Here is a 12,072-nt window from a genome sequence, read left to right on the forward strand (position 1 = left end):
CTGAAAGTTAAGCGGGGAGTTTAGCAGAAGCCGAAGCGAATTTTCCAATCTTATTACGAAAAAATGAACAACAGGCAAGCACCACTAACCACTAGCACCCCGCCAAAGCGACGTAAGCTATTACTATCCATCTGGGTCACTTGCGACAGCATTTCCCGCCATTTATTTGGAAATAGCATGGGGCCAAGGCCCTCAATGACCAGTACTAACGCCACCGCCATTATCCAGAGTTTTGGTTCCGACACCCGCACATCCTTGTTCTGTGATTAGGCACAAAAAGGCCCGGAACAACCGGGCCTAGTTTGAGAGCGATTACTGAGCCGCTGGCTTATCACCGCGAGAATCCTTCATGAAGCGGAAGAAATCGCCGTCTGGTGAGACCAGCATCACGTCGTTCTTGCTGTTGAAAGCTTCTTGATAGGCATCAATTGAGCGCAGGAATGAGAAGAACTCTTCATCCTTTTTGTACGCTCCTGCGTAAATCGCCGCTGACTCCGCATCACCTTGACCACGAGTGGTTAGCGCTGAACGCTGAGCATCCGCAATCATCACAGTGATTTGCGCATCGATTTCAGCTCGAATTACTTCGGCTTTCTCTCGACCTTTTGAGCGATGCTCTTTGGCCACTGCCTGACGCTCGGCGCGCATGCGCTGGAAGATCGAATTCGATACTTCGCGAGGCAAGTTGATTTGCTTAACCCGCACATCGACAACCTGAATACCCAAGTCTTCCGCACTCTCAGAGGCAGAGCTTAGGGCTTCTTGTTGAAGCTCGTCACGGCTGCCCGAAACGATGTCTTTAATGGTACGAGAACCAAACTCGCTGCGAAGTCCGTTGTTGATTTTTGACTGCAACAGGGCTTCAGCGTTTTGTTTGTTACCGCCGTTGGTCGCTAAGAAGAACTTGCGAAAATCGGCGATGCGCCATTTCACAAAGCTGTCTACCAACAGGTCTTTCTTCTCGCTAGTCACAAAGCGGTCAGGTTGGCCATCTAAGGTTTGAATGCGAGCATCTAAATGACGCACAGTATCAATCGCAGGCACTTTAAAGTGCAGACCCGGTGCAAACACGCGCGCTTCACCGTCTTTCTCAATCAGTTTTGAGAAGCGAGTCACCACAGCGCGCTCGCCTTCGCTAACCACGAACAGTGAGTTTAGGGCGAGACCCAAAGCCAGGGCTATGACAATAATTCTTGCTGGTGTCATGATTTAGTTTCTCCCTTGGCGGTCACCGCGCATACCGCGGCCGCTTAAGCTATTAGGCGAAGAGTTTTGACCAGCAGAGTCTGGAAGCGGCTGCTGAAAATCGTTCGCGTTTGGCAGTACCGGCATGGAGCGCTGCTGATTGCTCAACATTTTGTCCAGTGGCAAATACATCATGTTGCCATTACCTTCACCGCCATCGAGCAATACCTTAGAAGTGTTGCCGTATACCTTGGCCATGGCTTCGATATACAAACGGTCACGGGTCACTTTTGGCGCTGCGCTGTATTCAGGCAGAAGCTTTTCAAAGCGAGCCACTTTACCTTCGGCTTCCAAGATAACGCGCTGTTTGTAAGCGTTTGCTTCTTGTTCCATACGCTTCACGGTACCACGAGCTTTTGGCTCGCGCTCACGAGCGTAGGCTTCGGCTTCTTTGATGAAACGCTCTTCATCCGCTTGCGCGGCAATCGCGTCATCAAACGCTTCTTTCACTTCTTCTGGCGGACGGGCCGCTTTGAAGTTGACGTCGCGAATGGTCAGACCCATGTTGTACGGGGCAATGATGTTTTCAAGCTCCGCCCAAGTGTCCTGACGAACCTTTTCACGACCGGTAGTCAGAATGTCATTCATGACGTTGTGACCAATCACATAACGCAAGGCGGAGTCCATGGCGCCGCTCAAGCTCTCATGTGCATCAGTCACTGCAAAAAGGAATCGATGCGCATCAGTGATCACGTACTGTACTTCCATCTCGACGCGAACCACGTTCTCGTCTTCAGTTAGCATGCTGCCAGTGGCTGGTAGCGAGCGTACGTTGCTGACGTTCACAGGAATCACTTCATCGATGAAGGTCGCTTTCCAGTGCAAACCTGGGCCTTCTTCACCAATGTACTGGCCGAAGCGCAAAACCACACCGCGCTCAGCTTCTTTGATGGTGTAAAAACCCGATAAGCCCCAAACCACAATCGCTGCGATAACCACAAGGCCAATGCCGAAGCCGCCTATGCTAGGTCGCTGGCTACCGCCACCGCCTTTTTTACCGCCGAATTTGCTAAATAGATTGCGGAACACTTCGTCCAAATCTGGTGGCCCTTGATTCTTATTGCCACCACCGCTTCCCCAAGGGTCATTACCCTTGTTGCCGGGCTCATTCCAAGCCATTCAATACTCCAAGTTCAGGAAAGTGTGAAAGTTAAACTTATCAGTCGCTTACTTTATCAGGCTGCGACGGACGGATAAAGTTCTCCAGTTCAGCGCCAAACTGTTTTAGTAATCGTTGCCAATCCACTTCGGTGACGCGCACATCAACAATACAGTTACCCTCTTCATCATAGTTTTGATCTTGAACAATCTCCAAATCAAAAAAACGTCCGAGCAAATGACCGTGGGTTGGCGGGATTTGTAAGCTAATCAAACGTATAGCTTTACCTAGCCGTTCGTTCAGCGCTTGCTCTATCAGTTCAAGCCCGCGAGACTCTTGTGCTGATACCCATACACGAATTGGTACGCCGTGCTCATCGTAATCGATCTTTGGCGCCACCTCGTCCATTAGGTCTATTTTGTTACAAATCACTAATTGTGGGATTTCATCCGCTTCCAGCTCGTCGAGTACTACCTGCACCGAGTGCATGTTCTCACTCATGTTGGCATCGGCCGCATCTACCACGTGCAGCAAAATGTCTGCTTCACGGGTTTCGAGCAAGGTCGCTTTAAAAGCCGCAACCAAGTCGTGCGGTAAATGACGAATAAAGCCTACCGTGTCCGCCAAAATACAAGGCCCTACGTCCTCTAGGTCGACGCGACGCAAGGTCGGATCCAAGGTGGCAAACAGCTGGTCCGCTGCGTACACCTCGGCGTTGGTAATGGCGTTAAACAGGGTCGACTTACCGGCGTTGGTGTAACCAACCAAAGACAAAGTTGGAATTTCACGGCGCATGCGGGCTCGACGACTCTGACTGCGCTGTTTTGACACTTTTTCTAAGCGCTTTTGAATCGATTTGATGCGCTCGCGCAACAAACGGCGGTCCGTCTCAAGCTGAGTTTCACCCGGGCCGCGCAAACCGATACCACCTTTTTGGCGCTCCAAGTGAGTCCAACCTCGAACCAGGCGAGTCGACAAGTGGCGCAACTGCGCCAGCTCCACCTGCAACTTACCCTCGTGAGTACGAGCTCGCTGGGCAAAGATGTCTAAGATCAGCGTGGTTCGATCCAGCACGCGGCAGTGACAAATGGCTTCGACGTTACGCTCTTGGGCTGGTGATAAGGCGTGATTAAAGATCACCACATCCGCCCCAACGGCTTTAACCACTGAAGCGATTTCTTCCGCCTTGCCGGCGCCGACATAGTATTTGGGATGTGGGGACTTTCGTGAGCCGCCAACAATGCTAAGCACATTGGCACCAGCCGAGGAAGCGAGTAATTCGAGCTCTTTGAGGTCTTCGCGATCTTTGTCGTCGGAAAAATCGATATGAACAAGGACGGCGTTCTCGCCGCCCTCATGACGTTCAAACAAGTGTTTTTGCTCCTACAGCAAAGGCAAAACCGTGCTTGTCTTTGCTATTACTGGTTGCCGTTGCTGTCGTCGAAGCCTTGCTGCGATTGCGGCTGCTGGCTTGATACGCTGAATGGACGGGCAGGTACAACGGTCGAAATGGCATGCTTGTACACCATTTGACTTACAGTGTTTTTCAATAAAATCACGAACTGGTCGAATGATTCGATTTGCCCTTGCAGCTTAATACCGTTGACCAAATAAATTGAGACAGGAACTCGTTCGCGACGCAAAGCGTTTAAAAACGGGTCTTGTAGGGATTGCCCTTTTGCCATGTTATTAGTTCCTTCAAAGATAGAAATGCTTTTTCAAAATATATTTTTGATTCAGTATGATACAGCAAACTGCAATATGCTAGTCAAACCCACCCAAAATCACATCAACATTAGCTGATTTTTGCTTTTCAAGAAAGGTGACATGCTTCCAGCTTCGCAACCAAGTGATTTGGCGTTTGGCCAGTTGCCGCGTTGCTGCCACTCCCTTCTCCACCATACTGGTGTAATCATAGTCGCCATCTAAATATTGCCAAACCTGGCGATAACCGACGCATCGGATTGAAGGGAGGTTCACGTGTAAATCCGGTCGCTGCTTTAATTGCTCGACTTCTTCAACCAAACCCTGCGCTAGCATTTGTTCGAATCTGAGTTCAATTAGGCGATGCAGCTCCGCACGCTGGGGCGGCATGATAGCATACTGAACGAAGTCATAGGGAAGCGGCTCAGCCTTTTTTTGGGTCAATTCGGTCAAACTTTGGCCGCTAATTCGAAAAACCTCAATGGCACGAGACAATCGCTGCGGGTCATTAGGGTGAATGCGCTCGGCGGAAACCGGGTCTATTTGAGCCAATTGCTGGTGCAGCGCTTGCCAGCCGTTAGCATCCGCCTCGGCTTGAATCTGCTCTCGAATGTTAGGGTCGGCACTGGGCAGTGGACTTAGGCCCTCGAGCAAGGCTTTGAAATACAACATGGTGCCACCCACCAGAATCGGGGTATTTCCCGCCGCTAGCACCTGCTCGATTTGCTCGATGGCATCGCGACGAAAATCCGCCGCCGAGTAACTTTCACGGGGGTCTAAAATATCGATCAGTCGATGCGGCGCCTCGGCTAGCTCCTCTGCGGTTGGCTTGGCGGTGCCTACGTCCATGTCTCGATAGATCATCGCTGAGTCCACCGAAATAATTTCAGCCGGCATGCGTTTGATCAGCTCCATAGCCAGTCCGGTTTTGCCCGAAGCGGTAGGACCCATGATGCACAGCACCTTTGGCGCGGTTTGTGATTGAGACATGAAGTTCCTAGAAATTGTTATTTGGCCGCAGCCGATTGCTCGAGCCAATCCTGCCAAGGGCACTCGATGGCACTTTGCCAGAGCAATTGCTGTTGCGCTTCAGTCGCGTTCTTAACCCGAGCCCACAGCTGCTCAGGGGTTTGGGTACGCGAGGCATCGGCCACCAGTAAGGGTAGCAGTTCAAAAGCGGATAATGATTGCGCGCTGAGTTGATCGAGCACGTTGGGCATCAACTGGCTCATATCTCGTTGGCGTAAAAAGGCTGGGACTTGCATCAAGACTAACTTGCCCGCGCGTACCTCTAGCTGAAAACCCAGCGCCGCTAAGCTTTCGTGCAATGGGGCTAAAAGCCTCTTCCATTCAGCTTGCATGGGCATAGATAAGGGCAGCAATAAAGGTTGCCCGGTCAACTGACCATTGGACTCAAGGTCCGACTGACAGCGCCATTGCAGGGTGTGCTGCTCCACAATATCGAGGTCCAGCAAACTGATAGTATCGGCCTCGACTCGTACCCAATAGCGCTCCGCCAACAGTGCAGGCATGCGCGAGTTGGCCTCGGGGACGACACTGCCCTGCATCAGAGTTTGATAGTTACTAAAGGCTCGTGGGTCTTGCGAGCTGGAGTGGTGTCGAGCGCCCGTGGACGAGCCGCCACCGCGAGCGCCACCGCTTTGAACACCGACACCACCCCTTTCAACACCGCGAGAGTAGCTTGAGCTCGGCGAGCGAGTACTTGAATATCCCCCCGCAGGTGTCGCGGGACTGGCTTGATAGGGGCTGAGCTGGCTGGGGTAATCTCGGCTTTGGTCAGCGTAAGGATCGACTTCTGACTGAGGTTGGGCCGACTGTGGTTCCGTGTGGACACTTGGTGGGTCAATCGAGTCGTCCAGACTTAAATCTTGTCCTTGATTGATGGCGGACACCAAGGCCTGCACCACAAAGTCGTGCACTAATCGAGATTGATGGAAACGCACTTCGTGTTTGGCTGGATGTACGTTGACATCCACTTGCGCCGGGTCGATTTGCAGCATAAGTACATAACCGGCGATGGCATCGCGACCACACTCGGCAAACGCCTGCTTAACCGCGTGATTGATCAAGCGATCGCGCACCAAGCGTCCGTTGACGTAAAAATACTGTGGGTGATGAGCGCTAGGCTCACCGCCCAACTGCAGGTGACCACTGATGCTAAGGTCGTCGTGCTGACATTGGATAGCAAGCGCATGTGCGACGAAATCTTTACCACACACCTGCTGCAAACGCGCTCGATAACCCTTCTCGTCTTTGGCCGGTCGAAAACTGCGCAGTAGCTTGCCGTTGTGACTCAAGCTCAAGTGTATGTCCGGTCTCGCTAACGCCACTCGTTTTAGCCACTCGTCGATGTGACCTATTTCTGTCTTGTCGCTTTTTAAGAATCGTCGGCGCGCCGGGGTGTTAAAAAACAGGTCAGCCACTTCGATAGTGGTACCGACTGGATGAGCCGCTGGTTGCAACTGCACTTCCATCTGGCGGCCTTCAGCAAACGCCTGCCAGGCTTGGGCTTGGTCTTTGGGGCGGGAGATAAGGGTCAAGCGCGCCACCGAGCTAATACTGGCAAGAGCTTCACCGCGAAAACCAAAACTCAAGATTGCATCTAAGTCTTCTAAGCTAGCCAACTTTGAGGTAGCGTGACGTTCCAAGGCTAACGCGAGTTGCTCTTTCTCAATGCCTTTGCCGTTGTCGCGAATGCGAATCAGCCGAGCACCGCCCCCTTGAATCTCGATATCCACTCGAGTGGCGCCAGCGTCTAGGCTGTTTTCCACCAACTCTTTGACCACAGATGCGGGACGCTCTACCACCTCGCCCGCTGCAATTTGGTTGGCCAGCTGCGGTGGTAATACTTGAATTTGTGCCATGGTTATCGCCTTGGAATTACTAACGTCTGGCCGATTCGAATCTGACTTGAGCTGAGCTTATTGCGGCGTTTGATTTCAGTCACGCTCACGCCGTAGACCTGGGCAATGCTCGACAAGTTGTCGCCGGAACGCACCTTGTACTTCACTTCCTTGGCGGAGGCGTTTTTGGCAAACAAGGTCTGCTCTGGTGGGTTGTTCTCAAAGTGCGACACCAAACCGCGGTGAATTGCGCTAACTAAGCGGTTCTGATGGCTGCGCGTAAGAAGCTTTTTCTCTTCACTTGGGTTCGACAAAAAGCCCGCTTCAATGAGCAACGAAGGAATGTCCGTTGCTTTGAGTACCGCCAAACTTTTGTACTCCACGCGAGGGCGGTGCATTTTGGTAACTTTTTTCATTTCAGCGTAAATGCGCTGACCGGCGCTGCGAGCCTGCTCTAACGAACGAACGCTGTTGAGCTCAATCAGCCACTGAGCCACATCCTCGCCGCCTTCAGCGTGCTTAATCGCCTCGCCAACCCCCACTAAATGTTCGTGTTTATCCGTCGATTTCAACAGTTTGTTGGTCTCGCGAGTGTAGCGACTGTCTGACAGTACGAATACACCTCCGCCCTTTGGTTGGGGACTGTGAAACGCATCGGCGTGGATGGACAATAAAATATCAGCATCAGCTCGACGGGCGCGTTCCGAGCGCTCATTGAGATCCACATAGACATCACCGCTGCGAACCATCACTGCGCGCATGCCAGGCGTGTCGTTGATTAACTTGGCCAATCGATTGGAAATCTCTAGCACCAGCACCTTTTCTTTGGTGCCCTTAGGCCCAATCGCGCCCGGATCCCGCCCGCCATGGCCGGCATCCACCGCCACCACAACATCTCGAATTCGTGCCGGTGCTTGCTTGACCACTTGGGACGAGGCTGCAGCGCCCGATGGAGCCAGGTCAATCACCAAGCGGTGACCGTAAGGTGGCGCGGGCGCTAGGGTGAAGTGCTTTACCGACGCCGACTGGTTTAAATCCAGCACTAGCCGATAATCGCTTTTCTTGTTGGGTTTACTGGCGCGAATTTTTTTGACCAGTTTGCTGTTGACCTTGAGTTTGTCCAACGCCACTTTGGAGCGGCTGTTCTCGAGATCAATGACGTAGCGAGAGGGTGAAGAAAGCGCAAAGGCGTCGTACTTGGGCTTAGAAGCTAAGTCCAATACCAATCGAGTGTTCTCGCCGTTTTGCGAAAAGCGCACATTGTTTAGTTGGTTGGCGGCCATTGCGGTTGACGCACTCAAGGTCAGCCAGCAGAGCAGCACGCCCCACACCCACTTCCAGTTGTTCATTGCTATGCTAGTTTTTCTAATAATTTGCTTGCTTGTGGCGTTAGCGCACGCGCGGTTAGTTGCCGACCACTCTCAAGGTAACCGATTTTAATTTCAAGATCAGCATCGGGAAGACAGCCTTCGCCTTGTCCAGGCCACTCCACCAAAGCCATGCTGTTTTGATGAAAGTAATCCCGAATCCCCATAAACTCCAGCTCTTCTGGGTCGGCCAGTCGATACAAGTCAAAATGAAATAGCTCGACGCCGTTTAGCTGATAGGGTTCCACCAAGGTATAGGTGGGACTTTTGACCGCGCCCTGATGCCCAAGGGCTTGAATAAAGCCTCGGCTAAAGGTGGTTTTACCCGCGCCCAGTGGGCCTTCTAAGTATATTACCAAGGGGGCTTGTGCCGCTTGAGCCAGTTTTTCACCAAAGGCACAGGTGGCCTGGTCATCGGCCAGAGTTATTGTCAGTTGTTGTACAGCGTCCATCGACTTTAAGGGTTAGCCATAATTCTGACATAAGGTAACAAATCGCTTGGCAGCATGCCACGCTGACCCTCAGTAGCGGCGCGGTCCGCCGCTCCACCGTGAATTAGGGTTGCCACAACCGCGGCTTCAAAGGCCTCAAGCCCTTGCGCCCACATCGCCGAGATAATGCCCGCCAGCAAATCGCCGCTGCCCGCAACCGCAAGTCCCGGATTCCCCACATCACACAAAGCTAGACGCTGACCGTCGTAGATCAGAGTACCAGGCCCTTTAAGCAACACTACACCGCCATATTTGTGCTGCAGAGCTTGCACCGCGGCTGTTCGGTCTTGCTCCACTTGCGCCACACTGGTGTTGAGTAATCGCGCGGCTTCGCCCGGGTGTGGCGTTAAAATCCAGTGGTCACTTTTACTGGGTTCAATAGCGAGGAAATTCAAACCATCGGCGTCCAGCACCATGGATTTCTCGCTCAGTAAGCAAGCTTTGAATAAGTTGTAGCCCCATTCGTGCTGTCCTAAGCCAGGCCCGAGTAACAGTACGTTGGCCCAACCCAAGCGAGAGTACACCTCCATATCCACCAGCTCGCATCGACAGAACATCAACTCGGGGCGATTTTGGACAATGGTGGCTTGGTGTTGTGGTTGAGAGACCACGGTCACTAAACCAGTACCAGCGCGCAAGGCGGCTTCGGCGGCGAGCTTCACCGACCCAGGCATGCCCAAATCGCCGCCAATCACCGTAAGGCGGCCATGTTGCCCCTTGTGCGCAATGGCGCTTCTTGGGCGTAAGTAATCACCCACCTGCTCGGCGGTATGGCGTTGGGCCAGCATTTCGGCGTGCTTGCTTAGGCACTCACCTATGCCCAAATCCGCTAACACCAGCTCGCCGACGTAAAGACGCGCTTGCCCGGTTAAACAGCCCAACTTATAGGCCACTAAAGTCACTGTGACATCGGCAACCACAGCACCCGCAGGGGCGCAGCCCGTATCGGGTTCTAGCCCTGAAGGCAGGTCAATCGCCAGCACAGGCGCGGGGAATTGGTTGATGGCGCGTATCAAGCTCACCAGCTCGTCGTTTGGCTCACCGCTAAAGCCGTTGCCCAACAGTCCATCCACTATCAAGTCGCAGTCAGCCAATTTTTCGTCGTTCAAGGGTTGAATCGTGCCGCCGGCATCAATGAAATCTTGCTGTGCTTGTGCCGCCTCACCAGCTAGCTCGCGCTCGCTTTGCCATTGGTAGACCTGAATGGTTCGACCTTCGGCCAACAGTAAGCGCGCTACCACATAGGCATCACCACCGTTGTTTCCTCGACCACAGACAATGTTGACTCGACCCTCTGGCCAGCGCTGTATTAATTCTGCGTGCAGAATTTCGCCGGCGCGGCACATGAGCTGATACCCACTAATGCCCAGTTGCTGCAAACAAGCTTGCTCACCAGCTCGCAGGGCCTGTGCCGTGTAGATGGCTTGTCGAGGTCGAAATTGGGTTGGCATGATCGAGTCCAAAAAACGAAGTCAGTAGCAATATTGCTCTGAATTTTAGACTTTTCTCAAAGTTGTCACTAGAATCAGGATCAACAAGTGCATCGATTTGCACGAGTAATCGGCTAAGGCCCTGTTAAGGACGACAGTGGCAGCCCTATTCAAACCAAGGTAGATGTCACGGATGATGATCGTAAACTTACTGCTGCTCGCCCTCTGTTTAGCTCTGATTAATCTAACTAATGTCGAACTAGAAGTGATTTTTGCGCTGCTAGGGCTGAATTGCGGAATTTTTCTGTTTTATTTGTTGCGCATGATTCGTCAAACTCAGTGGGACGGAGCGCCATCGCGACGCTCAGCAATTGATCAAGCCAACAAACCCAGCTAGCGAGTAACCCAGGCCCACTCCATTTCGGCTTCAATTGGGACTTCACCCAGACTGTCGGTCAATTCGATGGCCACTTTAATACTGCCTCGCTCTTCGCTTTGCAGCTGTGTTTGCTGTTCTGGCGTAACCCAAGCACGAACCTTCAAACCACCGGTGGCACGACGCACGTAACGAATATCCATGCGTTTTATTAGCGGCAATTTGTCATTGGGTAAGTGCCAAGCGAAAGCCGCTCCAGAGGCGCTCTCCGCCAGCAAAGCCATCGCCGCAGCGTGCGGGCTCTTGATGTGATTTTGGACCTTGCGCTTGTTGGCTAAGGTCAGGCAAACCCCATCGCCATCCCACTGCTCAAAGCGCACACCAGCGGTCCCCGCAAACGGTACCATACGGGTAAAAGCAAGGGTCATTAAGGGTTTGGCTAGCCAATCAGGCCAACGCTGCAGTGATTGAACTCGACGAGCAACGGAACTTTGAGCAGACATAGATAGAGCACTCCTTGGCAACTGGTCAGACCAAGTTAGGCCAAGGGCGCTCAAAAGGCAAGACAGGTGTTAGATGTCATCCATACGCATAGTAGAGTGCACTAGGCGTTTTTGGCGATTTTGCTCGACAGCCACTAAAGCTTCTACCGCTTGCACAGCGTCTTTGGTTGATAAGCGCTTGGCGTTTTCTTCCAACAAACCAATCAGTTTGTTTTCTAGCTTTAGGTGCAGATCTAGCACCTGATCTTCGCTAAAGTCAGCGGCGATTTGGATTTTATCGAGATTACCGGCGAAGTCTTCGAAGTTGAAATCGCGCAGCCAGCTTTGCAGCACAGTATCTGGTGCATCGGCTACGTAATCTAACAGCTTTTCTGCCACTTCTTTTTCGTGGGTAACCAAGTACTCCAGCATCAAAGTCACACGAGAGGAGTCTGCTTGTTGCGCTAGACGTTGGTACAGTTTGGCCATGTCTTGACGGCAGCTGGCCACGTACTCAATTAGTTCCTGTAATTGTTGGATTCGCATTGCTAAACCCCATTCCAAAATTGTTTGTTGATTAAGCTTGGTCGAATTATCGAATTAATGGCAGCTCAATAGGGTGAGCAGGATCATAAATCCAACAGGAATCAGCAATTACCAACACAATGACGCTGGAAACAAGAGACAGATCACGCAAGTGAACACGGATGTTTTGAAATCAACAAGGGGAGGTAGAGAGAATTTGGAGCGAGTAACGAGGTTCGAACTCGTGACCTCGACCTTGGCAAGGTCGCGCTCTACCAGCTGAGCTATACTCGCACACAAATAAAACAGGACAAATTGGAGCGAGTAACGAGGTTCGAACTCGTGACCTCGACCTTGGCAAGGTCGCGCTCTACCAGCTGAGCTATACTCGCTCTCTAATAAAACAGGACAAATTGGAGCGAGTAACGAGGTTCGAACTCGTGACCTCGACCTTGGCAAGGTCGCGCTCTACCAGCTGAGCTATACTCG

Annotated in this window: 12 protein-coding genes and 2 tRNA genes; all 14 read right to left on the bottom strand. The window is 52.2% G+C overall.

Annotated elements, in window-relative coordinates:
• Positions 1 to 53: 53 nt before the first annotated feature.
• The 14 genes from CLC93_RS09495 to CLC93_RS09565 all read right to left on the bottom strand — a co-directional run bounded on the left by CLC93_RS09495 (position 54) and on the right by CLC93_RS09565 (position 11,975).
• Entirely contained in the window at positions 54 to 221 is a 168-nt protein-coding gene (locus tag CLC93_RS09495; RefSeq protein ID WP_095505723.1) for a DUF2065 domain-containing protein, read from the bottom strand.
• A gap of 91 nt (positions 222 to 312) precedes the next feature.
• A complete protein-coding gene (gene hflC / locus CLC93_RS09500; RefSeq protein WP_095505724.1) occupies positions 313 to 1,206 on the bottom strand; it encodes a protease modulator HflC in 894 nt (297 codons plus the stop codon).
• Between the two features lie 3 nt (positions 1,207 to 1,209).
• The gene (gene hflK, locus CLC93_RS09505; RefSeq protein ID WP_095505725.1) at positions 1,210 to 2,364 is read right to left on the bottom strand and encodes an FtsH protease activity modulator HflK; all 1,155 of its coding nucleotides are present in this window, start codon (positions 2,362 to 2,364) and stop codon (positions 1,210 to 1,212) included.
• A 40-nt stretch (positions 2,365 to 2,404) separates the two neighbouring features.
• Positions 2,405 to 3,715 (bottom strand): ribosome rescue GTPase HflX, encoded by a 1,311-nt coding sequence (gene hflX / locus CLC93_RS09510; protein ID WP_095505726.1) that lies wholly within the window; start codon positions 3,713 to 3,715, stop codon positions 2,405 to 2,407.
• Between the two features lie 47 nt (positions 3,716 to 3,762).
• A complete protein-coding gene (gene hfq / locus CLC93_RS09515; RefSeq protein WP_095505727.1) occupies positions 3,763 to 4,029 on the bottom strand; it encodes an RNA chaperone Hfq in 267 nt (88 codons plus the stop codon).
• A 79-nt stretch (positions 4,030 to 4,108) separates the two neighbouring features.
• Positions 4,109 to 5,038, bottom strand: coding sequence for a tRNA (adenosine(37)-N6)-dimethylallyltransferase MiaA (gene miaA, locus CLC93_RS09520; RefSeq protein ID WP_095505728.1), 930 nt, complete (start codon positions 5,036 to 5,038; stop codon positions 4,109 to 4,111).
• 17 nt (positions 5,039 to 5,055) lie between these two features.
• On the bottom strand, positions 5,056 to 6,933 hold the full coding sequence (gene mutL, locus CLC93_RS09525) for a DNA mismatch repair endonuclease MutL (protein WP_095505729.1): 1,878 nt from the start codon (positions 6,931 to 6,933) through the stop codon (positions 5,056 to 5,058).
• Positions 6,934 to 6,935: 2 nt separating this feature from the next.
• The gene (locus CLC93_RS09530) at positions 6,936 to 8,261 is read right to left on the bottom strand and encodes an N-acetylmuramoyl-L-alanine amidase (protein WP_095505730.1); all 1,326 of its coding nucleotides are present in this window, start codon (positions 8,259 to 8,261) and stop codon (positions 6,936 to 6,938) included.
• 2 nt (positions 8,262 to 8,263) lie between these two features.
• Positions 8,264 to 8,731 (bottom strand): tRNA (adenosine(37)-N6)-threonylcarbamoyltransferase complex ATPase subunit type 1 TsaE, encoded by a 468-nt coding sequence (gene tsaE / locus CLC93_RS09535; protein WP_095505731.1) that lies wholly within the window; start codon positions 8,729 to 8,731, stop codon positions 8,264 to 8,266.
• Between the two features lie 5 nt (positions 8,732 to 8,736).
• A complete protein-coding gene (locus CLC93_RS09540; RefSeq protein ID WP_095505732.1) occupies positions 8,737 to 10,221 on the bottom strand; it encodes an NAD(P)H-hydrate dehydratase in 1,485 nt (494 codons plus the stop codon).
• Between the two features lie 372 nt (positions 10,222 to 10,593).
• Positions 10,594 to 11,079 (bottom strand): DUF4442 domain-containing protein, encoded by a 486-nt coding sequence (locus tag CLC93_RS09550; RefSeq protein WP_095505734.1) that lies wholly within the window; start codon positions 11,077 to 11,079, stop codon positions 10,594 to 10,596.
• A 69-nt stretch (positions 11,080 to 11,148) separates the two neighbouring features.
• On the bottom strand, positions 11,149 to 11,604 hold the full coding sequence (locus CLC93_RS09555) for a hypothetical protein (protein WP_095505735.1): 456 nt from the start codon (positions 11,602 to 11,604) through the stop codon (positions 11,149 to 11,151).
• A gap of 197 nt (positions 11,605 to 11,801) precedes the next feature.
• A tRNA-Gly gene (locus CLC93_RS09560) sits at positions 11,802 to 11,877 on the bottom strand.
• 22 nt (positions 11,878 to 11,899) lie between these two features.
• Positions 11,900 to 11,975 (bottom strand) — tRNA-Gly (locus CLC93_RS09565).
• Positions 11,976 to 12,072: the final 97 nt, after the last annotated feature.

The sequence above is a fragment of the Paraferrimonas sedimenticola genome (assembly GCF_002282855.1).
GTDB classification, from domain to species: domain Bacteria; phylum Pseudomonadota; class Gammaproteobacteria; order Enterobacterales; family Shewanellaceae; genus Paraferrimonas; species Paraferrimonas sedimenticola.